The organism is Aeromicrobium sp. S22 (genome assembly GCF_009661045.1).
GTDB classification, from domain to species: Bacteria; Actinomycetota; Actinomycetes; order Propionibacteriales; family Nocardioidaceae; genus Aeromicrobium; species Aeromicrobium yanjiei.
This window is the reverse complement of sequence record NZ_WJWV01000001.1, coordinates 43,386-62,520: the sequence shown is the minus strand read 5'-3', so window position 1 is coordinate 62,520 and position 19,135 is coordinate 43,386. Positions and strand designations below refer to the sequence as shown.

Here is a 19,135-nt window from a genome sequence, read left to right as displayed (position 1 = left end):
CAGTTGTGCAGGTAACACTCGGAGCGAGAGCTTAGAGCAGGCCCTTGACGTACTCGGCCTGGCCGAGGTGCTTGAGATCATCCTCGATGACGCTCACGAGACGGACCCCCAGCGTCACCGGCGGGTCCCACGACTCGTCGACGACACGATCGAGGTCGTCGTCGCTGAGCGAGGTGACGTACGCCTGCGTGGCCGCGGTCACGGCGCGGGCGTAGCCGACGAGCAGCTCGGGCGTCGTGGTGACGGCGCCCACCTCGTCCCGGCTGTGGCCGTAGCCGGTGTCCGAGGCGTCGAACGGCAGGCCGAGGCGCTTGTGCCACCCGGCCGACGTCCAGACCTGGTCGGTGCCGGCGGCGTCCGAGACGTGATCGTCCTGCACGCGCAGCAGGTGCCAGACGAGCCAGGCGATCGTGTTGGCGTCGGGCGTGATCCGGTGCGCCAGCTGCTGGGGGGTGAGCTCGTCCAGGACCAGCTCGACCCCCTCGCCAATGCGTCCGAACGCGTCCTCGAGCAGATCGGCCGACGTGCTCATGAGCCCGGCCATTCGCCGGTGGCGCGCTCGAAGCCCTTGGCGCCCTGACGCTGGATCACTGCCTTGACGACTGCGTAGATCGCGCCCTGCAGCACGGCGGCGACGAGGATCTCCTTGAAGTCGTACTCGGACTCCAGGGGGCCCGGCGGGTCCGCACCCTCGCCGGCGCTCACCCGCTTCCAGATCTGCTTGAACAGCATGCTGGCGATGAGGCCGCCGACGATCGAGCTGACGAGACCGACGGGGCGGTACAGGATCTTGGCGGACGTACTGGGCTTGTTCTTGGCTGGCATGGCCTCAGGCTTTCGAGAAGACGTCGGTGAGGGTGCTGTTGAAGGCGTCGAGATCGTCGGGGTTGCGGGACGTGATGAGGTCCCACCCGCTCGCGGTGCAGTGGAAGACGGTCTCGTCGACCCACGTACCGCCTGCGTTGGTGATGTCGGTGCGCAGGCTGGGGAAGGAGGTCAACGTCTTGCCGCCGAGCACTCCGGCCTCCACCAGCGCCCACGGGCCGTGGCAGATCGCGGCGATCGGCTTGCCCGCGTCGACGAACGCCTTGACCAGCGCGACCGAGTCGGCGTCGCCGCGGACCTTGTCGGCGTTGACGGTCCCACCGGGCAGGATCAGCGCGTCGAAGTCGTCGGACGACGCCTGGGCGACCGTCAGGTCAGGATCGAAGGTCTCGTCCTTGTCGACGTCGCCGACCATCGACTGGACGGGCTCGGTCGCCGGTGCGATGAGCGACGGCGTGCCTCCCGCGTCCAGCACGGCCTGCCACGGCGACGTCAGCTCAGCCTTCTCGACGCCCACCTGCGAGGTGAGGAAGGCGATCTTCTTGCCGGTCAGTGCGCCCATGTGGGCTCCTTCGAAAAAACGTGCGGGCGCCACTCCCCCGAGGCGTCGCGCCCGCACGGCTGGGGGATGGTCAGCTCGCGATCTTTTCCTGGCGGACGACTGCGGCGCGTTCGCCCTCGGTCATCCCGCCCCACACGCCGTAGGGCTCGCGGACGCGGAGCGCGTGCTCGCGGCACTGCTCGATCACCGGGCAGCGCATGCACAGCTGCTTGGCCGCTTTCTCGCGACGCTCGCGTTTGGCGCCTCGCTCAGCCTCGGGCGAGAAGAAGACAGAGCTGTCGACGCCCATGCAGACGCCTTGGTACTGCCACTCATAGGCGTCCATCATGGGACCGGGGAGGCGATTGACGTTGACCATGTGACAGGTGTGCCCCTGCGGTTGCACATTCAAACATGTGTGGTTCACATTTACCCGTGGGTAACATGTGGCACATGACCACCACCGCTCGTCCGAACGCCGCCCCCGGCGAATCCCGCGTGATCACCGAGATCGACGGCCCCGTCGCGTACGTGAGCCTGAACCGTCCCGACAAGCTCAACGGCGTCGATCTCGACACCATCGACGAGCTCATCGCGGCGGCCACCGCGCTGAAGGAGAACCGGGAGATCCGTGCGGTCGTGCTGCAGGGCAGGGGCCGCTCCTTCTGCGCCGGCCTGGACTTCGCCTCCGCGTTCACGGACAAGAAGCGGGTCGCCCGCTACTTCCTCGCCGGGCCGCGCCTGGTCAACCGCTTCCAGCGGGTCAACCAGGTCTGGCGCGAGCTGCCGGTGCCGGTCATCGCGGTCGTGCAGGGACATTGCTACGGCGCGGGCCTGCAGCTCGCCGCGTGCGCGGACTTCCGCTTCACGACGCCGGACGCGACCTGGTCGATCCTCGAGGCCAAGTGGGGCCTCGTTCCCGACATGGCCGGCACCGTCCCGTTCAGCGAGCTGCTGCCGGCGGACGTGCTGATGCGCCTGGCGATGACCGGCGAACAGCTCACGGGTGAGCGTGCGGTCGAGCTCGGCCTAGCGACCGGGGTCGCGGACGATCCGCTGGCCGCGGCCCTGGCGCTGGTCGAGCAGATCGCCCAGCGGTCGCCGGACTCGGTCGCCGCGACCAAGCGCTTGGTCTACGGGACGCGCCGCGGAAGCCTCCGCGCGACGTACCGGCTCGAGCGTCGCCTGCAGTCCGCGATGTTCAAGGCGCGCAACACCGCGATCGCCCGCAAGGCCGGCGCGGCCAAGGAGGCCCCCGTCTTCGGCCCCCGCACGTTCGGCTGATGCGGGCCGTACGTCGTTGGTTGCTAAGGTTTCGAAAGTGACTGACGAGAACCCGCAGCAGGCCCACGACAGCTCCGCGCCCAAGAAGGTCGCCAACCAGTACGAGCGTGACTACGACTACACGAAGTACTGGGACAACCGCGACTACGAGAACGGTGCCGAGCAGATCGCGATCCGTCGCCTGCTCAAGGGCAACCACTACCGCAAGGCCGCGGACATCGGCGGCGGCTTCGGCCGGCTGTGCCTGCTGCTGCGGACGTTCGCGGACGAGGTGACCCTGGCCGAGCCGGCCGCGTCGCAGCTCGAGGCGGCCAAGAAGGTGCTCGCCGGCACGGACATCAAGCAGGTCCAGATGCAGGCGGACGACCTGAAGTTCGCCGACGGCGAGCTCGACCTCGTGACGATGGTGCGCGTCATGCACCACATCCCGGAGCCGTCCGCGGAGTTCGCCGAGATCTCCCGCGTCCTGGCGCCGGGCGGCACCGCGATCATCGAGGTCGCCAACTACGGCCACTTCAAGAACCGGCTGCGCCACAAGAAGGAAGGCACGCCGCTGCCGACCGAGCCGGTCGACATCCGCCAGACCAAGGCCGACGAGCCCGACGCGATCGCGTTCGTCAACCACAACATCGACACGGTCGTCGGTCAGCTCGCCGCGGCCGGCCTGACGCTGGAGAGCAAGCTGTCGGTCTCCAACCTGCGCAGCCAGAAGCTCAAGAAGGCCCTGCCCAAGAGCGTCATGCTCGCGGCGGAGCGCATCTCGCAGAAGCGCCTGGCCAAGAACAACTTCGGCCCCAGCATCTTCCTCAAGCTCCGCAAGGCCTGATCCACCCCGCGCTGGGCCTGCCGGTGGTGGGCTCAGGTGGTGGCGAAGCGCTTGGCCGAGCGTTCCTTGGCCTTCGCGGCCTCGACCTCCCGATCCTTCGGCGGGGCCGAGGTCACGAGGTCGTCGAGCAGGTGACCGGTGATGTGGGCGATCTCGTCGACGGCTCGCCAGAAGACCTCTTCATTGGCCTTTGACGGCTTGCTGGTCCCGCTGATCTTGCGGACGTACTGCAGGGCGGCGGCGCGGATCTCGTCGTCACCCGCGGCGGGCTCGAAGTTGTGGAGAGTTCGAATGTTCCGGCACATCTGCTCAGGCTAGGCCGGATGTCCCGCCCCGCCCAGAGGCGTGGACGATCGAGCGCGCCGAGGCGGGTCCCGCGCCCACTCCCCGCGCGTCTTTTGCGCTTCCCTCGTGTTGTGGCGCGCGGGAAGTGCCGAAACCCCACGGTCCCGTGGGAAACCGGCAACCCGGGGGACGGCTAGAGGGCGCCGAGGCGGGTGAGGACGTCCCGGACGTGCTTGAGCGCGTTCTTCTCGGCCAGCCCTGTGGTGTCGTCGAAGTAGAGGCCGTCGCCGATGAGCTGGATCGTGCGGGCGAGCGACTCGTCCTTCAGGTGGTCCAGCAGCACCGCGAACCAGCCCTCCCGCAGATCGGCGAGCGCGGCGGACGCACGTGAGTCGTTCTCCTGCGCGATGCGGCCGGCCGCGATGAGGGCGCGATCAAAATCGCTGCCGGAGTTGATCGACGTCGTCAGGTAGAAGTCGACCGGCCCCTTCGCCGCGGTGCGCATCTTCTCGACGTCGGTCTTGCCCTGCTCGCGCAGGCGGGTCAGCATCCCGTCGACGAGATCGTCCTTGCTGTGGAAGTGGTACAGCAGACCGCCCTTGGAGACGTGTGCCTCCGCGGCGACCGCGTCGAGCGTGGCCGATCGGCTCCCTGCGGAGACGAGCAGCGTCTCGAACGCGTCGAGCAGGCGATCTCGGGTGGAGCGTTCCTGGTCCGGCATGGCCCCAGCGTATCGGCGTCGTGACCGGCCGCTGCGCGGAGAGGAATATCACCACCGCCGCGGGCGTTACTGTACCGGCTGGACGGTATAGTCGTTCGGACGACCACACACGGTGAGGAGGACGGCATGACCAGGATCGACAGCACCACGAGCACCACGAGCACGCACAGGGCAGGACCGAAGGAATGGGCTGCGCTCGCCGTCCTCATGCTCCCGGTCCTCATGACCTCGGTGGACAACACGGTGCTGACGTTCGCCCTCCCGGCGATGAGCGTCGACCTGCGGCCGACCGGCACGCAGCTGCTGTGGATCGTGGACGTCTACGCGATCATGCTCGCGGGCCTGCTCATCGCGATGGGCAGCATCGGCGACCGGTTCGGCCGCCGGCGGCTCCTGGTCATCGGCTCGATCGGCTTCGGTGTCGCCTCGCTCCTCGCGGCCTTCAGCCAGAGCCCGGAGATGCTGCTGGTCGCCCGCGTGCTGCAGGGCGTCTTCGGCGCGATGCTCATGCCGTCGACGCTCTCGCTGATCCGCAACGTCTTCCACGACGCGCGTGATCGTCGCATCGCGATCGCGACGTGGGCCGCGATGTTCTCCGGCGGCGCCGCGCTCGGCCCCGTGCTGGGCGGCTGGCTGCTCGGCCACTTCTGGTGGGGCTCGGTCTACTTCATCAACGCACCGATCATCATCGCGTTCGTCCCGCTGGCGCTCCTGCTGCTGCCGGAGTCGCGGGATCCCCGCCCGGGACCGCTCGACCTGCCGTCCATCGGCCTGTCGCTGGCCACGATGCTGCCGATCGTCTTCGCGATCAAGAACGTCGCGGAGCACGGCCTCACCGACCTGACCCTGACCGCCTTTGCGGTCGGCGTGATCGCGGCGTGGGCGCTCGTGCGGCGGCTGCGGACGACCCCGGCGCCGATGATCGACCTGTCGCTGTTCGGCAACCGGGTCTTCAGCGGTGCGATCCTGGCCAACCTGCTGAGCTTCATGGGGTTCACGGGGTTCCTGTTCCTCGGCGCGCAGCTGCTGCAGCTGGTGCTCGGCCTGTCGGCGATGGACGCGGCCCTGGTGCTGCTGCCCGGCCTCGCTGCGACGGTCGTCGCGGGCTTCGTGGCCGTACGCCTGCTGCGGGTCGTGTCGGCCCGGGTCCTGGTGACCGCGAGCTTCGCGGCGTCCGCGGTCGGCTACGCGATGACGGCGCTCACCGACGTCCCCACCGTCACGACGATCGCGGTGGCGTTCGCCATCATGGGTGTCGGGATCGGCATGGCCGAGACGCTGACCAACGACATCATGCTGTCGAACGTGCCGCCGACCAAGTCCGGAGCGGCGTCCGCGATCTCCGAGACGGCGTACGAGATCGGCGCGGTGCTCGGCACGGCGGTGCTCGGCACGGTGCTCACCTCGACGTACCGCTCGCACCTGACCTACAACGCGGTCGTGCAGTGGGGCGAGCGGGACGGCTCGTTCGAGACGCTGGGCGGCACCCTCGAGGTCGCGAAGTACTACCCCAACATGGTCGGCGAGGGCCTGGTCGACTCGGCGAAGTCCGCATTCGACCTGGGCGTGCAGTACACCTCGGCGGCCGCGATCGTCATCGCCCTGCTCGCCGCCCTCGTCTCCTGGCGCACCCTCAAGAACGCCTGACCCCCGCCCGCCCGACCGATCCGCGAGTGGCGCAACCTGAAGGTTTTGGGACGGCGTGTCGTCCACTTCTGCGCCACTCGCGGCTCGGTTTGCGCCACTCGCGGGTTCAGGAGGCGGGTCAGGAGGCGACGCCCATCGCCCGCGCCCGCGCCCGGGGCACGACAGACTGGATGCATGTCCCTCAAGCACAGCCTGCTCGCCGTCCTCGTGATGGTGATCTGGGGCGCCAACTTCGTGGTGATCGACGAGGGCCTGGACGACGTCCCCCCGCTGTTGTTCCTCGCGATACGGTTCGTGCTGGTCGCGTTCCCGCTCATCTTGTTCATCCCGCGCCCCAAGGCGAGCTGGCGCGTCGTCGTGGCGGTCGGGACGCTCATGAGCCTGGGGCAGTTCAGCTTCCTGTACGTCGCGCTGGACCTCGGGCTCCCGGCCGGGCTCGCCTCGCTGATCCTGCAGGCGCAGGTGATCTTCACGATCGTCATCGCCGCGGTCGTCCTCAAGGAGAGGCCGACGTCGCGGCAGGCGGTCGGCGCGGTCATCGGCACCGTCGGCCTGGTCGTGGTGATCATCGCCCACGGCGCGTCCTCGCCCGTCGTGCCGGTGCTGGTCATGCTGTGCGCGTCGATGTCGTGGGCCGCGGGCAACGTGGTGGCCCGCAGCGCGGGCGTCGCCTCGGGCCTGTCGCTGGTCGTCTGGTCGGCGCTCGTCGTCCCGATTCCGGCGCTCCTCATGTCGCTCGCGATCGACGGCGGCCACGAGGTGGGCCACGCCCTGACGCACCTGTCCGGTACGGCGATCGCCTCCACGGCGTACACCGCGATCGGCGCGTCCCTGATCGGCTACGGCATCTGGAACTCGCTGCTCGCCCGCTACCCCGCCGGAGCCGTGGTCCCGTTCGTGCTGCTCGTGCCGGTCATCGGCATCGCCGTCGCATGGGCCGTGCAGGACGAGGTGCCTACCGTGCTCGAGGTGATCGGCGGGGTGGTCATGCTCGCCGGTGTGGCCGCGGCGACGATCAGCCGGCGTCCTACGCGAGCAGGGACGCCCGTGCCATCGCCGCCAGCCGGGTCCTCATGACCTCGGGGCCGATGCGGGCCGAGTGAGGGGTGGAGTTCAGCAGCCCGAACGTGGCCTGGACCGCGGCCCGCGCCTCGGCGGCATCGAGGTCGTCGCGCAGACGGCGCACGACGTCCACCCAGATGTCGATGTACGCGAGCTGCAGCGCGCGCACCTCGCGGCGTCCCTCGACGCCCAGGTTGGCCCACTCCCGCTCCTGGATCACGATGAGCGCAGGATGGCTGAGCGCGAAGTCGATGTGCCACGCGATGAGCGCGTCGAGCGCCTCGGACGCATCTGCCGCGCCCCGGGACCGCGCGCGCCCCTCCGCGAGCAGCTGCTCGCTGATCGAGGTCAGCGCCTGGGTGAGGATGTCGTCCTTGCCCGCGAAGTGCTTGTAGAGCGCCGGACCGGAGATGCCGCACGCGCCGCCGATGTCGTGCATCGAGACCCCGTGGAACCCGCGCTCGGCGAACAGGGTGGCCGCGGTGTCCAGGATCTGCTCGCGCCGGGTCGTCACGGCACCAGTGTAGCGACGTTTGGTTAATGGCTGTTAACCTGCGGTCATGCGCGAACTCGTCGACCAGCTGCGTGACCGTCTCGCCACCGTCCGCGAGGGCGGCAGCCAGGCCACCCGCGAACGCCACGTCGCCCGCGGCAAGCTGCTCCCACGCGACCGCGTCGACCACGTGCTCGATCCGGGCTCGCCCTTCCTGGAGCTCGGGGCCCTCGCGGCGTACGACATGTACGGCGGCGCCGTGCCGAGCGCGGGCATCATCACCGGCATCGGACGCATCAGTGGACGCGAGTGCATGGTCATCGCCAACGACGCCACGGTCAAGGGCGGCACCTACTTCCCGATGACGGTCAAGAAGCATCTGCGCGCGCAGACCGTCGCGCAGGAGAACCGGCTGCCGTGCGTCTATCTCGTGGAGTCCGGCGGCGCGTTCCTGCCGATGCAGGACGAGGTCTTTCCCGACCGCGAGCACTTCGGCCGCATCTTCTACAACCAGGCGCAGATGTCGGCCCAGCGGATCCCGCAGATCTCGGCCGTCCTCGGCTCCAGCACCGCCGGCGGGGCGTACGTCCCGGCGATGAGCGACGAGACCGTCATCGTCAAGGAGCAGGGCACGATCTTCCTGGCCGGCCCGCCGCTCGTGAAGGCCGCGACCGGCGAGGTCGTCACGGCCGAGGCCCTCGGTGGCGGCGACGTGCACGCGCGCACGTCCGGCGTCGTCGACCACCTCGCGGACGACGACGAGCACGCGCTGCAGATCGTCCGCTCGATCGTGGGGACGCTCGAGCGCCCGACCAGCGAGCCGCCGCCGCACGAGCCGGCGCCGCCGCGCGAGGACCCGGCCGAGCTGTACGACGTCGTGCCCGTCGACGGACGCACGCAGTACGACGTCCGCGAGGTCATCCGGCGCATCGTCGACGACTCGCGGCTGCACGAGTTCAAGCCGCTCTACGGCGAGACGCTCGTCTGCGGCTTCGCGCGCATCGAGGGCTACCCGGTCGCGATCCTGGCCAACAACGGCATCCTGTTCAGCGAGTCCGCGCTCAAGGGTGCGCACTTCGTCGAGCTGGCCAACCAGCGCGGCATCCCGCTCGTCTTCCTGCAGAACATCACCGGCTTCATGGTCGGCCAGGAGTACGAGAACCGGGGCATCGCCAAGGACGGCGCAAAGCTCGTCACCGCGGTCGCGTCCTCGGTCGTGCCGAAGTTCACGGTCGTCATCGGCGGGTCGTACGGAGCGGGCAACTACGGCATGTGCGGGCGCGCGTACGATCCGCGCTTCCTGTGGATGTGGCCCAACGCCAAGATCTCGGTGATGGGCGGCGAGCAGGCGTCCGCGGTGCTCGCGACCGTCAAGCGCGACGGCATGGAGTCCCGCGGCGAGGAGTGGTCGGCCGAGGACGAGGAGCAGTTCCGCGCGCCGATCCGTGAGCAATTCGAGTCCCAGGGCTCGCCCTACTACTCCAGCGCCCGGCTGTGGGACGACGGGATCATCGACCCCCTCGACACCCGCCGCGTCCTCGCGATGGGACTGCAGGTGGCCACCGCCGGCCCGACCCCCGAGCCCCGCTTCGGGCTCTTCAGGATGTGACATGACCTTCTCCTCAGTCCTCATCGCCAACCGCGGCGAGATCGCCCTGCGGGTCATCCGCGCGTGCCGCGAGGCGGGCCTGCGCAGCATCGCGGTCCACTCCGACGCCGATGCCGACGCGCCCCACGTACGCGCCGCGGACGCGGCCGTCCACATCGGGCCGACGCCGGCCACCGAGTCGTACCTCGACATCGACCGGGTGATCGACGCCGCCCGGAGCAGCGGCGCGGAGGCGATCCACCCCGGCTACGGCTTCTTGTCCGAGCGGGCCGCGTTCGCCCGCGCCGTCCGGGACGCGGGGCTGGTCTTCATCGGCCCGACCCCCGAGGTCATGGAGGCCATGGGCCGCAAGGACCACGCGCGCGAGATCGCGGAGCGGGCCGGCGTGCCGGTGACCCCGCGGTTCGACGAGGACGCCGTGCCCGCCGACGCGTACCCGGTGCTGGTGAAGGCCGCGGCGGGCGGCGGTGGCAAGGGCATGCACGTCGTACGCTCCGCGGACCAGCTCGCCGAGGCGCTCACGACCGCGCGGCGGGAGGCGGCCGCGGCGTTCGGCGACGACACGCTCCTCATCGAGCGATACGTCGAGCACGGCCGGCACGTCGAGGTGCAGGTCTTCGGCGACACGCAGGGCCACGTCGTGCACCTGTTCGAGCGCGACTGCTCCGCGCAGCGCCGCCACCAGAAGGTCGTCGAGGAGGCGCCGGCGCCGGGCCTGGACCCCGAGGTGCGCCGTACGCTCCACGAGTCGTCCGTCGCGCTGTGCCGCGAGGTCGGCTACACGAGTGCCGGGACGGTCGAGTTCCTCGTCGCGGACGGTGAGGCGTACTTCCTGGAGATGAACACCCGGCTGCAGGTCGAGCACCCGGTGACCGAGGAGGTCACGGGCCTCGACCTCGTGCAGTGGCAGCTCGCGGTCGCGGCGGGCGAGCCCCTCCCGCTCGAGCAGGACGAGATCCGGTGCGAGGGCCACGCCGTCGAGGTGCGGGTCTATGCCGAGGACCCGTACGCGGGATTCGTCCCCCAGGCCGGGACCGCCGACGTCGTCGTGTGGCCCGCGGGCGCCCGCGTCGAGTCGGGCTATGAGGCCGGGCAGGCCGTCACCACGGCGTACGACCCGATGCTGGCCAAGATCATCGTCGCGGGCGCCGACCGCGAGTCCGCCCGGGCCGCGATGGTCGAGGCGCTGGACGGCACCGCGGTGCTGGGGCTGACGACCAACGTCGGCTTCCTGCGCAGACTCGTCGCGAGCGACGAGTTCGCGGCCGGGGCGGTCGACACGTCCTGGCTCGACGGACCCGCCGCCGAGCAGCTGCTCACCCGTCCCGCGACGCCGGACGAGGCGTGGCAGGCGGCGGCCCAGCTGTGGGTGGAGGCCCAGAGCGGCGACGGTGCGACTCCGTTCTCGACCTCGGACGGCTGGCGGGTCGCGGGCGCGCCGGTGCCGGCTGCGGTGACGCTGGTCGACGCGACCGGCGAGCGTACGCGCGTGTCCGTCGACGGTCCCGCGCCGGCGACCGTGGCCCGGGTGGACCGCCGCGGCGTGACCCTCGCGTGGCAGGGCCAGACGTGGCGCCTCGACGTGCCCGATCCGATGGACCCGCGGGCGCGCGAGGTCGCGGGCGATGCGGACCTGGTGTCCCCGATGCCCGGCACGGTGATCGCGCTGGCCGCCGCCGTCGGTGACCGGGTCGTCGCCGGGCAGCGTCTCGGAGCGGTCGAGGCGATGAAGATGGAGCTCGCGCTCACGGCTCCGTACGATGGGGTCGTGAGCTTCGTCGGAGCGCAGGTCGGCGAGCAGGTGCCCATGGGACACCTGCTGGTGACGGTCGAGCCGGCGGGTGACGCGGCATGACGCTCCCCATGACGGTGCCCGACCCGGCGCTCCCGCGGAGGGTGCAGATCTACGAGGTCGGTCCCCGCGACGGCCTGCAGAACGAGGCCGGCATCGTGCCGACCGAGGTCAAGCGCGAGTTCATCGAGCGGCTCGTCGCGGCGGGCCTGCGGACGGTCGAGGCGACCAGCTTCGTCCACCCCGCATGGGTCCCGCAGCTCGCGGACGCCGAGGAGCTCGTCGCGCAGCTGACCTTGTCAGGTCCTGCGAGCCTGCCGGTGCTGGTGCCCAACGAGCGAGGGCTCGACCGGGCGCTGGCCGCCGGGGTCCGCCACGTCGCGGTGTTCGCGAGCGCCACCGAGACGTTCGCGCGCAAGAACCTCAACTCGACGCTCGACTCCCAGTTCGCGATGTTCGAGCCCGTCGTCGTTCGCGCCCGCGAGGCCGGGCTGGACGTCCGGGCGTACGTCTCGATGTGCTTCGGCGACCCGTGGGAGGGCTCCGTCCCGGTCGACCAGGTCGTCACGACGGGCAAGCGGCTGCTCGACATGGGAGCCACGCAGCTGTCGATCGGCGACACGATCGGGGTCGGCACGCCGGGGCACGTCGCGACGATCTGCGATGCGTTCGCGGGCGTCGGCGTCGGCGTCGGATCGGGTGAGCTCGCGATGCACTTCCACGACACGTACGGCCAGGCGCTCAGCAACGCCCTCGCGGCGATCCAGAACGGCATCGTGTGCCTCGACGCCTCCGCCGGTGGGCTGGGCGGGTGCCCGTACGCCGAGAGCGCGACGGGCAACCTCGCGACCGAGGACCTCGTCTGGATGCTCACGGGCCTGGGCATCGAGCACGGGGTCGACCTGCAGTCGCTGGTCGACACGAGCGTCTGGATGGCCGGGGTGCTCGGCAAGGAGCCCGCCAGCGCCGTCGTCCGGGCCCTGCGCAGCTGACCGACCCCGACCCGACCCGACCCGACCCGACCCCCGCCCGACCCCGCGAGTGGCGCAAACCCACCCGCGAGTGGCGCAGTTGGGGACGACACGCCGTCCCAAAACCTCACATCTGCGCCAGTCGCGGTCAGGGGCGGAGGCGGCGGTCGCGGAGCTCGCTGGCGGCGTAGGTGCCGATCTGCCAGGTGGCGTACGCATCGCTGGATGCGCCGACCGCGCCGCCGAGGAACGGCACGCGCCGGCCGATGAGGGTGACCGCGCGGCGGCCGGCCGTACGACCGATGAGCTCGGACGTGACCTCGCGCGACAGGGTCTCGTCGAGCACCGGGTCGTGGACCGGGGAGGTGGCCAGCGCCATCGGCGAGGACGGCAGGCGGTGCGACTTCACGAGCGACTTCACCTCGTCCTTGCCCAGCATGCAGGCGAGGATCGCGTTGCGGACGCGCGGGTCCTCCAGGTCGTAGCCCCGCAGGTGCGCGATGCCGGCGACGAGGTGGCACTGCACGATCGTCACGCCCGCCACGTTGGCCGGGACCGACACGGCAGCGGTGCTGATGCCGCCGAGGTTGGTGACGAATCCCTGCAGGCCGGCCAAGGACGCGTGCATGCGGATCAGCGCGGTGATGGCCTTCTCGACGTCACCGTCGGCGTCGACGAGCTTGGTGTCCGCCGACGAGGCGGCCGAGCGCAGCGGACCGAGGCCGTCGATGGCCCGATCGAGCACGGTGCGGACGTATCCGGAGGCGATGCTCGGGGCGAGCTTGGCGCCAGCCCCGACGGCGACATTGCGGCGAAGACCCATCCTGTCAGCATAGAAGGACGAGCCTGAGATCGCCGGTGAGCGACCCCGCACGCCTTACTGTGGGGCCATGGATCGCCCGTTCTCCGAGCGTGTCGCGCACGACGACTGGCGTCGCGCCGCCGAGGACTGGATCTGCCGCGAGCTCGACCGGCACGGGCACCAGGTCACCGGTCCGATCGAGCAGCCCCGCATCCGGCCCTGGTCCACGCAGCTGACCGTGCCGACCGACGCCGGGCCGATGTGGTTCAAGGCCAACTGCGCCGCGCAGGCGTTCGAGCCGGCCCTGCAGCTCGAGCTCGTCCGCCTCGCCCCCGAGGCGGTAGACCGCCCGTACGCGATCGAGGCCGACCGCGGCTGGATGCTCACCGTGCACCGCGGCGAGACCCTGGCCGACGCGCACGACCCGCACGTGGACGACTGGGTGCGGGTGCTGCGCCAGGCCGCCGAGCTGCAGCGCATTACCGCCGGGGCCCGGGAGGCGCTGCTCGCGACCGGCCTGCCCGACTGCGGGCCGCCGACGGTCGTCGCCCGCTTCGACCGGATCGTCGAGGTGCTGTCGGCGCTGCCCCAGGAGCACCCCGCGCACGTCCCGGCTCAGCTGCGGTCACAGCTGCTCGCGGTCCGACCACGACTGGTGGACGCTGTGGACGTCCTGGCCGCGTCGCCGCTGCCGACGACGTGGCAGCACGGCGACCTGCACCCCAACAATGCCTTCGCGGACGGCCGGGTCTTCGACTTCGGCGACTCCCAGTGGGCGTCCGCGGTGGAGATGCTGAGCGTCCCCTACGGGTGGATCACGACCCTGAGCGAGGTGTCGTGGCCCGAGGTCCTGGAGGCGTACTGCGACGTCTGGAGCACGACGGCCGCGGCGATCGCCCCCGAGTGGGACGCCGCTGCGCTGACCCAGCCGGTGAACCGGACGCTGCTGTGGTGGACGTGCTTGCAGGAGGCCAGCGCGGCCGAGTGGGCCGAGTGGGGACAGGCCCCCGTGCACCATCTCTCACGGGTGCTCGACGCATGAGGCGCCGTCAGCTGCCGCCCTCGCAGTGGCTCTTCGACCCGTCGGAGTGGCCGGGCGAGGACTGCGTCGCGGCAGGGGCCGACCTGGACCCCTCGACGCTCATCGAGGCCTACCGTCACGGGGCTTTTCCGATGCCGCACGCGGGCGAGCTGCTGTGGTGGTCGCCCATGCGCCGCGGCGTCCTCGTGCCCGCCGACCTGCGGGTGAGCCGCTCGCTGGCGCGGTCGGTACGCCGGTTCGACGTCACGGTGGACGAGTCGTTCGAGGAGGTCATCGACGCGTGCGCCGACCCCTCGCGTCCCGGCTCGTGGATCGACTCGCCGATCCGCGACGCGTACGTCCGGCTGCACCGTCTGGGCTGGGCGCACTCGGTCGAGACCCGGGACGCGGACGGCACGCTGGTCGGCGGCCTGTACGGCCTCAGCGTGGGCGCTCTGTTCGCCGGGGAGTCGATGTTCCACCGTGCGACGGACGCCTCGAAGGTCGCGCTGGTGGCCCTCGTCGACGTGGTCGGGACCGACGGACTCATCGACACGCAGTGGAGCACACCCCACCTGGCCTCGCTCGGGGTGACCGAGTGGCCGCGCGATCGCTACCTCGAGGTCATCGCCACCCTCGTCGACGCCCCGCCACCCCCGCTCTGGGCCTGATATCACGGGGATATGTGGGCTCCGGATGCCGGGGGTGCGCGCTGGGTGTCGCCGCCGCTTCATAGACTGGCGCCGAACACACCATCACTCACTAGGAGCTTTTGTGGCTATCTCACGCAACGACCTCGTCGCTGCCCTCGCTTCGAAGGCCGGCACCAGCAAGGCCGACGCCGACGCGGTTCTCTCGTCCTTCAGCGAGATCCTGCTCGACTCGGTCGCCAAGGGCGAGAAGGTCTCGATCCCCGGCATCCTGTCGGTCGAGCGCGTCGCTCGCGCTGCCCGCACGGGCCGCAACCCCTCCACGGGCGAGACGATCGACATCCCCGCCGGCTTCGGCGTCAAGGTCAGCGTCGGCTCGCGCCTCAAGGCCGCTGCCAAGTAGGACCGCTCGACTCCAGCAACGCCACCGGGCCTCGGCCCGGTGGCGTTGCTGCATCCGGAGTGTGAGGATCACCGACATGTCCACGCCGTATCAGCGTCAGGCCCGCGAGACGCCGGCGTACGCCTGGTGGAAGCTCCCGCTCGCAGGCCTGCTCGCCGGGGTCTTCTACCTCGCGCTCACGGTCGTGCTGGTCGTCGGCGCCGCGATCTACTTCGCGCTCACGGGCGACACCACGCTCGAGGACTGGCTCGAGGCGGCCGGCGATCTCGATCTCGCGCACCTCGACTTCTTCGCGCTGGACCTGCTCTCGCTGGTGCTGCTCATCCCGGCGCTGCTGCTCGCGGTGCTGGTCGTGGGCCCCCGCCCCGTCGGCTACCTGTCCTCGGTCGCCGGCCGGCTGCGCTGGGGCTGGCTCGCCCGCACCGCGGCCATCTCGTTCACGGTCTTCATCGTCACGATCGGCGTCTCCCTCGCGATCGACGCCGGCGGCGGGGACACGAGCGCCCCGAGCGGCGACCGCGGGCACGTGATCGCGGCGATCGTGGTCGTCCTGCTGCTCGTGCCGTTCCAGGCAGCCGCCGAGGAGTACGTCTTCCGGGGCTACGTGATGCAGCTCGTCGGCTCGTGGACCCGGTTCGCGGCGGTCCCTGTCCTGGTGTCGGTCGCGCCGTTCGTCGCGGGCCACGCGTACGAGCTGTGGGGCCTGGTCGACGTCGGCATCTTCGGCCTGACCGCGGCGATCCTGGTGGTCCGCACCGGCGGGCTCGAGGCCGCGATCGCGGCGCACACGGCCAACAACGTCGTGCTGTTCGTGCTCGACGCGCTCGGCGTCATCTCCGCGAGCGACGACAGCGGGGCGACCGCGGTCGACGTCCTGCCGACCGTTGTCTCGAGCATCGTGCTGCTGGTCTGGATCGAGTGGTCGGCCCGCCGCCACGGCATCCAGCGCACGCGCGACCCGATCCCCGAGCCCCCGCCGCCCGAGCCGCCGATGTGGCCGCCGCCCCCGTGGGCGATGCCGCAACAGGTGCCGCAGTACGCGCCCCAGTACGTTCCGCACTACGTGCCGCAGTACGTCCCCCAGTACGCGCCACCGCACGTCCCGCGGCCGGTCCCGCCGGCGCCGCTGCACCCGGACACCCCGCCGTACCCCGGCGAGATCGACCCCGACTGGGGTCGTTAGGCCACGATCGGCCGGCCGGCCTGCTCCCAGGCCGCCATGCCGCCCTCGACGTTGGAGGCGTCGATCCCCTGCGCCTGAAGCCACTGGGTCGCGCGCGCCGAGCGGCCGCCCACGTGGCACACGACGAGGGTCCGCACCTCGGGGTCGAGGTCGCCCACCCGCGCGGGCAGATCGCCCAGCGGGATGTGCACCGCGCCGTCGATGTGCCCGGCCTGCCACTCGTTGTCCTCACGGACGTCAAGGACGACGACGTCGTCCGGGATGGGGCTGGGGACGTCGCGCACGTCGACTGTCGGGATGCCTGCATCGGTCATGGATTGATCCTCCGCTCGTCGTGTGTTCGGACACTTCCCGGGGATCGATCGCAGAAAAAGTGGCATTGGACCCCTTGGAGTAGTTACTTTGGACTATAGGCATGCCGTCACGTGTCAACGGGGCGGCCTTTTCGCGGCAATTTTTCGGAAGGGTGGTGAGCAGCTTGTTGGCTCACGACACGATCCGGCTCCCGTTCGTCATGTCCACTCCCGGCATCGCTCGTACGCGCCTCGCAGCATTCCTCACGGTCCACGGAGCCTCCAGCGACACGATCGACGACGCGCTCATCGTCATCAGCGAGATGATCGCCAACGCGGTGTGTCACGGCGTCCCCACCGAGGACGGCACGATCGAGATCTCCTGGTCCATCAACGGCGACCTGCTCGAGCTCAGCGTCCACGACGCGGGCCGGGGCGCCTCGCTCAAGCCCGTCGACTTCGACGAGGACTCCCTCAGCGGTCGAGGCCTGTCGATCATCAACCGAGTGGCCGACCGCTGGTGGGTCGACATGTCGGCCGGCACGAAGGTCAACGCCGAGCTGGCCCTGTCCGCTCGCTAGGACGCCGCAGCGACCCCCTAGACTCGCCCCTCATGGGCAAGAAGTCGCGCATCAAGAACAAGGCCGCCAAGAAGGAGCGCATGCCCTTCGTGGCGCGCACCTTCGAAGGACTCCCCGCAGAGGCCGACTGGGTCGCCCTGCGCGAGTTCGTCCCCTCCGCCTCGGGCACCATCACGCTGACGACCGGCGAGCAGGTGCGCATCTGCTCGCTGCTGCCGGGCAACGGTGCCGGCATCCGTCGCCCCGACGGCGAGATCTGGGTCGGCCTGCAGGTCGCCCACAACTTCGGCGACATCAGCCGCGACCTCGCCCACGTGATCGAGCTCGCGCGCGAGACCGAGCCGGGCAACCCGGTCCGCATGACCGATCCGGGCGTGGGACCGCGCCTGCAGGACCTGATCGACCCCGACAGCGGCTTCGAGGTCGAGGTCCACGACGGCTTCGACTACTGGGTCGCCGGCGTCGACGACTCCGAGAGCACCGCGGCGATGATTGCCGACGCCAACGAGACGATCGCCCCGACCGTCAAGCTGTCGTCGGTCGAGGGCGCCTACTGGACCGAGATGGGTCCGCAGCGCTTCCTGCGCTGGATCATGACGTACGACGAGGGTGCGCTGCTCGACGCGCTGGCCCGCCTGCGTGCCGCAGACGCCGACAGCCTCGGCGAGGGCACCAAGCTCATCGGCCACTTCCGGGCCCACGGCCTGCTCGTGCCCGTCTGGGAGTTCGAGCACGACGCGGCCGATCTCGAGGGTCCCGCCCAGGAGTTCCAGGAGCGCCTCGCCGCGGCACTCGCGGACGACTCGCCCCTCACGTCCGAGCAGCGTTCCGCCCGCGGCGCCCTGATCAGCCGCCAGGTCCAGGTCTGACCCCACCCGCCCCCGGGGCGGCCGAGCCTAGTCGCGGTCGATCGGGCAGGACATGCAGCGCGGGCCGCCCCGGCCCGAGCCGAGCTGGTCACCGCTGATCGTGATGACCTCGATGCCGTGCTCCTCGAGCCGGGCGTTGGTCTGCTCGTTGCGCTCGTACGCCACGGCGAGCCTCGCGTCGATGGCCAACGTGTTGTTGCCGTCGTCCCACTGCTCGCGCTCGGCCGTCACGGGGTCGAGGCCCGTGTCGATCTGGTGCAGGGTGTCGATCCCCATCGCCGCGGCGGCCGCGGAGAAGAAGGACGACTCCTGGCCGATCACGAAGTGGTCGTCCTCGAGCGACAGCGGCACGGCGCGCAGGCTGTCGGCCATGTTGGGATAGATCACGACGGTGTCGACGTCGACCATCGTCACGATCGTGTCGAGGTGCATCGTCGCGCGCTCCTGCGCGATCGGGACCGCGAGCACCGTCCGCGCGAGGTCCTCGGTCAGCACCTGCCGGGCGAACCGCTCCAGGCCCGCGGGGGTGGTCCGCTCACCGATGCCGACCGCGATCACGCCCGGCGCGAGCTCGAGGACGTCGCCGCCCTCGAGGTGCTCCAGGTGCGGTCCGTGGACGACGGGGGTGCCGGCGAAGCGCGGGTGGTGGCGATAGATCAGGCCGGTCAGCTGGGTCTCGCGTGCCCGGGCGGGCATCGCAAGGCTCGTCACGGCGACGCGGTCGCGCAGCCACACCGACGAGTCGCGGGTGAACAGCAGATTGGGCAGCGGGCTGATGAGGAAGTCCTCGGGCTGCATGAGGGCGTGGGCGACCGAGCCGTCGACGCGTACCTCGTCGTTGCGCAGGCCCGCCATCAGCACCTCGGCGAGCTTGTCGGGGGCGGCGCCGTGCAGGTGGCTCTCGATCCAGCCCTGCAGGCTCGGGCCGACGTACAGGTCCTTGAGCGTGCTGGCGATGATCTCCTCGCGGGCCGCCGCGATCTCGAGCGTCGCAGTGAGCAGCTCTGTCAGGTAGAGCACCTCGACGGAGTGGTCGCGCAAGGCCTGCGCGAAGGCGTCGTGCTCCTCCTGTGCGCGGCCCAACCACGGGATCCCGTCGAACAGCAGCTGGTCGTTGTTGCGCGGTGTCAGCCGCCCCAGCTCGGCGCCTGGACGGTGCAGCATGACCGTCCGTAGTCGTCCGACTTCGCTGTCCGCTCCGAGTGTCATGCGCACAGCGTAGTGAGGGCGCAGGCTCTTGTGGCGAGCGTTGCACCCGATCCACTAACGGGACCCCC

General features: G+C 70.6%; 23 protein-coding genes. 13 read left to right on the top strand and 10 right to left on the bottom strand.

The genetic code is table 11. From position 1 onward, the window contains the following. Window positions 1–31: 31 nt before the first annotated feature. From GEV27_RS00330 to GEV27_RS00315, 4 genes are all read right to left on the bottom strand, one after another. Complete coding sequence (locus GEV27_RS00330; protein WP_153651242.1) at window positions 32–532, bottom strand: DUF664 domain-containing protein; 501 nt, start codon at window positions 530–532, stop codon at window positions 32–34. Beyond that, on the bottom strand, window positions 529–825 hold the full coding sequence (locus tag GEV27_RS00325; RefSeq protein WP_153651243.1) for a DUF4235 domain-containing protein: 297 nt from the start codon (window positions 823–825) through the stop codon (window positions 529–531). Before GEV27_RS00325 ends, GEV27_RS00330 begins: the two co-directional genes overlap by 4 nt. A gap of 4 nt (window positions 826–829) precedes the next feature. Beyond that, window positions 830–1,387 carry a type 1 glutamine amidotransferase domain-containing protein gene (locus tag GEV27_RS00320; protein ID WP_153651244.1) on the bottom strand — a complete coding sequence of 186 codons (558 nt, stop codon included), beginning with the start codon at window positions 1,385–1,387 and terminating at the stop codon, window positions 830–832. Between the two features lie 70 nt (window positions 1,388–1,457). Beyond that, window positions 1,458–1,745: a WhiB family transcriptional regulator gene (locus GEV27_RS00315; protein ID WP_153651245.1), complete on the bottom strand. Its 288-nt coding sequence runs from the start codon at window positions 1,743–1,745 to the stop codon at window positions 1,458–1,460. Window positions 1,746–1,819: 74 nt separating this feature from the next. On the opposite strand from GEV27_RS00315, the gene GEV27_RS00310 reads away from it, so the two are divergent. Next, entirely contained in the window at window positions 1,820–2,650 is an 831-nt protein-coding gene (locus tag GEV27_RS00310) for a crotonase/enoyl-CoA hydratase family protein (RefSeq protein WP_153933189.1), read from the top strand. A 37-nt stretch (window positions 2,651–2,687) separates the two neighbouring features. After that, window positions 2,688–3,476 carry a bifunctional 2-polyprenyl-6-hydroxyphenol methylase/3-demethylubiquinol 3-O-methyltransferase UbiG gene (locus tag GEV27_RS00305; RefSeq protein ID WP_194944093.1) on the top strand — a complete coding sequence of 263 codons (789 nt, stop codon included), beginning with the start codon at window positions 2,688–2,690 and terminating at the stop codon, window positions 3,474–3,476. Window positions 3,477–3,508: 32 nt separating this feature from the next. Here GEV27_RS00305 and GEV27_RS00300 read toward each other — a convergent pair whose 3' ends face one another. Both GEV27_RS00300 and GEV27_RS00295 read right to left on the bottom strand, forming a co-directional pair. Next, window positions 3,509–3,781, bottom strand: a complete 273-nt coding sequence (locus tag GEV27_RS00300; RefSeq protein ID WP_153933187.1) for a DUF2277 domain-containing protein — start codon at window positions 3,779–3,781, stop codon at window positions 3,509–3,511. A 173-nt stretch (window positions 3,782–3,954) separates the two neighbouring features. Further along, a complete protein-coding gene (locus GEV27_RS00295; RefSeq protein ID WP_153651249.1) occupies window positions 3,955–4,482 on the bottom strand; it encodes a TetR/AcrR family transcriptional regulator in 528 nt (175 codons plus the stop codon). A gap of 126 nt (window positions 4,483–4,608) precedes the next feature. Between GEV27_RS00295 and GEV27_RS00290 the strand changes: the two genes are divergently transcribed. Together GEV27_RS00290 and GEV27_RS00285 are read left to right on the top strand one after the other, a co-directional pair. After that, window positions 4,609–6,129, top strand: a complete 1,521-nt coding sequence (locus tag GEV27_RS00290) for an MFS transporter (protein ID WP_153933186.1) — start codon at window positions 4,609–4,611, stop codon at window positions 6,127–6,129. A gap of 174 nt (window positions 6,130–6,303) precedes the next feature. Continuing rightward, window positions 6,304–7,206 carry an EamA family transporter gene (locus GEV27_RS00285; RefSeq protein ID WP_153933185.1) on the top strand — a complete coding sequence of 301 codons (903 nt, stop codon included), beginning with the start codon at window positions 6,304–6,306 and terminating at the stop codon, window positions 7,204–7,206. On the opposite strand, the gene GEV27_RS00280 is transcribed toward GEV27_RS00285, so the two are convergent. Next, window positions 7,157–7,705 (bottom strand): TetR/AcrR family transcriptional regulator, encoded by a 549-nt coding sequence (locus GEV27_RS00280; RefSeq protein WP_309221941.1) that lies wholly within the window; start codon window positions 7,703–7,705, stop codon window positions 7,157–7,159. The genes GEV27_RS00285 and GEV27_RS00280 overlap by 50 nt on opposite strands. Before the next feature lie 46 nt (window positions 7,706–7,751). Here GEV27_RS00280 and GEV27_RS00275 point away from each other — a divergent pair, with 46 nt between their 5' ends. The 3 genes from GEV27_RS00275 to GEV27_RS00265 are packed head-to-tail and all read left to right on the top strand — an operon-like array spanning window position 7,752 to window position 12,077. Then, a complete protein-coding gene (locus GEV27_RS00275) occupies window positions 7,752–9,293 on the top strand; it encodes a carboxyl transferase domain-containing protein (RefSeq protein WP_153933184.1) in 1,542 nt (513 codons plus the stop codon). Between the two features lies 1 nt (window position 9,294). Beyond that, on the top strand, window positions 9,295–11,148 hold the full coding sequence (locus GEV27_RS00270) for a biotin carboxylase N-terminal domain-containing protein (protein WP_153933183.1): 1,854 nt from the start codon (window positions 9,295–9,297) through the stop codon (window positions 11,146–11,148). After that, the gene (locus tag GEV27_RS00265) at window positions 11,145–12,077 is read left to right on the top strand and encodes a hydroxymethylglutaryl-CoA lyase (protein ID WP_153933182.1); all 933 of its coding nucleotides are present in this window, start codon (window positions 11,145–11,147) and stop codon (window positions 12,075–12,077) included. Before GEV27_RS00270 ends, GEV27_RS00265 begins: the two co-directional genes overlap by 4 nt. Window positions 12,078–12,204: 127 nt before the next feature. Here GEV27_RS00265 and GEV27_RS00260 read toward each other — a convergent pair whose 3' ends face one another. Continuing rightward, window positions 12,205–12,879 (bottom strand): EcsC family protein, encoded by a 675-nt coding sequence (locus tag GEV27_RS00260; protein WP_153651256.1) that lies wholly within the window; start codon window positions 12,877–12,879, stop codon window positions 12,205–12,207. A 67-nt stretch (window positions 12,880–12,946) separates the two neighbouring features. Here GEV27_RS00260 and GEV27_RS00255 point away from each other — a divergent pair, with 67 nt between their 5' ends. From GEV27_RS00255 to GEV27_RS00240, 4 genes are all read left to right on the top strand, one after another. Further along, window positions 12,947–13,900 carry a phosphotransferase gene (locus GEV27_RS00255; RefSeq protein WP_153933181.1) on the top strand — a complete coding sequence of 318 codons (954 nt, stop codon included), beginning with the start codon at window positions 12,947–12,949 and terminating at the stop codon, window positions 13,898–13,900. Then, window positions 13,897–14,550, top strand: coding sequence for a leucyl/phenylalanyl-tRNA--protein transferase (aat, locus tag GEV27_RS00250; RefSeq protein WP_153933180.1), 654 nt, complete (start codon window positions 13,897–13,899; stop codon window positions 14,548–14,550). Before GEV27_RS00255 ends, aat begins: the two co-directional genes overlap by 4 nt. Window positions 14,551–14,659: 109 nt before the next feature. Continuing rightward, window positions 14,660–14,932: an HU family DNA-binding protein gene (locus tag GEV27_RS00245; RefSeq protein WP_199906980.1), complete on the top strand. Its 273-nt coding sequence runs from the start codon at window positions 14,660–14,662 to the stop codon at window positions 14,930–14,932. A 76-nt stretch (window positions 14,933–15,008) separates the two neighbouring features. After that, window positions 15,009–16,115, top strand: coding sequence for a CPBP family intramembrane glutamic endopeptidase (locus GEV27_RS00240; RefSeq protein ID WP_153933179.1), 1,107 nt, complete (start codon window positions 15,009–15,011; stop codon window positions 16,113–16,115). Here GEV27_RS00240 and GEV27_RS00235 read toward each other — a convergent pair. Then, window positions 16,112–16,429: a rhodanese-like domain-containing protein gene (locus tag GEV27_RS00235; protein ID WP_153651260.1), complete on the bottom strand. Its 318-nt coding sequence runs from the start codon at window positions 16,427–16,429 to the stop codon at window positions 16,112–16,114. The genes GEV27_RS00240 and GEV27_RS00235 overlap by 4 nt on opposite strands. 155 nt (window positions 16,430–16,584) lie before the next feature. On the opposite strand from GEV27_RS00235, the gene GEV27_RS00230 reads away from it, so the two are divergent. Both GEV27_RS00230 and GEV27_RS00225 read left to right on the top strand, forming a co-directional pair. Beyond that, window positions 16,585–16,989 (top strand): ATP-binding protein, encoded by a 405-nt coding sequence (locus tag GEV27_RS00230; RefSeq protein WP_194839915.1) that lies wholly within the window; start codon window positions 16,585–16,587, stop codon window positions 16,987–16,989. Window positions 16,990–17,021: 32 nt separating this feature from the next. Continuing rightward, the gene (locus GEV27_RS00225) at window positions 17,022–17,858 is read left to right on the top strand and encodes a DUF5926 family protein (protein WP_153651262.1); all 837 of its coding nucleotides are present in this window, start codon (window positions 17,022–17,024) and stop codon (window positions 17,856–17,858) included. Window positions 17,859–17,885: 27 nt separating this feature from the next. Here the strand turns inward: GEV27_RS00225 and GEV27_RS00220 are convergent, their stop codons facing one another. Further along, on the bottom strand, window positions 17,886–19,067 hold the full coding sequence (locus tag GEV27_RS00220) for an arginine deiminase (protein WP_153933178.1): 1,182 nt from the start codon (window positions 19,065–19,067) through the stop codon (window positions 17,886–17,888). Between the last annotated feature and the right edge of the window lie 68 nt (window positions 19,068–19,135).

Excerpts from the sequence above, each read along its gene's own strand:
- GEV27_RS00330 (WP_153651242.1), bottom strand. The coding sequence starts at position 532 with ATGAGCACGTCGGCCGATCTGCTCGAGGACGCGTTCGGACGCATTGGC.
- GEV27_RS00325 (WP_153651243.1), bottom strand. The coding sequence starts at position 825 with ATGCCAGCCAAGAACAAGCCCAGTACGTCCGCCAAGATCCTGTACCGC.
- GEV27_RS00320 (WP_153651244.1), bottom strand. The coding sequence starts at position 1,387 with ATGGGCGCACTGACCGGCAAGAAGATCGCCTTCCTCACCTCGCAGGTG.
- GEV27_RS00315 (WP_153651245.1), bottom strand. The coding sequence starts at position 1,745 with ATGGTCAACGTCAATCGCCTCCCCGGTCCCATGATGGACGCCTATGAG.
- GEV27_RS00310 (WP_153933189.1), top strand. The coding sequence starts at position 1,820 with ATGACCACCACCGCTCGTCCGAACGCCGCCCCCGGCGAATCCCGCGTG.
- GEV27_RS00300 (WP_153933187.1), bottom strand. The coding sequence starts at position 3,781 with ATGTGCCGGAACATTCGAACTCTCCACAACTTCGAGCCCGCCGCGGGT.
- GEV27_RS00295 (WP_153651249.1), bottom strand. The coding sequence starts at position 4,482 with ATGCCGGACCAGGAACGCTCCACCCGAGATCGCCTGCTCGACGCGTTC.
- GEV27_RS00290 (WP_153933186.1), top strand. The coding sequence starts at position 4,609 with ATGACCAGGATCGACAGCACCACGAGCACCACGAGCACGCACAGGGCA.
- GEV27_RS00285 (WP_153933185.1), top strand. The coding sequence starts at position 6,304 with ATGTCCCTCAAGCACAGCCTGCTCGCCGTCCTCGTGATGGTGATCTGG.
- GEV27_RS00275 (WP_153933184.1), top strand. The coding sequence starts at position 7,752 with ATGCGCGAACTCGTCGACCAGCTGCGTGACCGTCTCGCCACCGTCCGC.
- GEV27_RS00270 (WP_153933183.1), top strand. The coding sequence starts at position 9,295 with ATGACCTTCTCCTCAGTCCTCATCGCCAACCGCGGCGAGATCGCCCTG.
- GEV27_RS00265 (WP_153933182.1), top strand. The coding sequence starts at position 11,145 with ATGACGCTCCCCATGACGGTGCCCGACCCGGCGCTCCCGCGGAGGGTG.
- GEV27_RS00260 (WP_153651256.1), bottom strand. The coding sequence starts at position 12,879 with ATGGGTCTTCGCCGCAATGTCGCCGTCGGGGCTGGCGCCAAGCTCGCC.
- GEV27_RS00255 (WP_153933181.1), top strand. The coding sequence starts at position 12,947 with ATGGATCGCCCGTTCTCCGAGCGTGTCGCGCACGACGACTGGCGTCGC.
- aat (WP_153933180.1), top strand. The coding sequence starts at position 13,897 with ATGAGGCGCCGTCAGCTGCCGCCCTCGCAGTGGCTCTTCGACCCGTCG.
- GEV27_RS00240 (WP_153933179.1), top strand. The coding sequence starts at position 15,009 with ATGTCCACGCCGTATCAGCGTCAGGCCCGCGAGACGCCGGCGTACGCC.
- GEV27_RS00235 (WP_153651260.1), bottom strand. The coding sequence starts at position 16,429 with ATGACCGATGCAGGCATCCCGACAGTCGACGTGCGCGACGTCCCCAGC.
- GEV27_RS00225 (WP_153651262.1), top strand. The coding sequence starts at position 17,022 with ATGGGCAAGAAGTCGCGCATCAAGAACAAGGCCGCCAAGAAGGAGCGC.
- GEV27_RS00220 (WP_153933178.1), bottom strand. The coding sequence starts at position 19,067 with ATGACACTCGGAGCGGACAGCGAAGTCGGACGACTACGGACGGTCATG.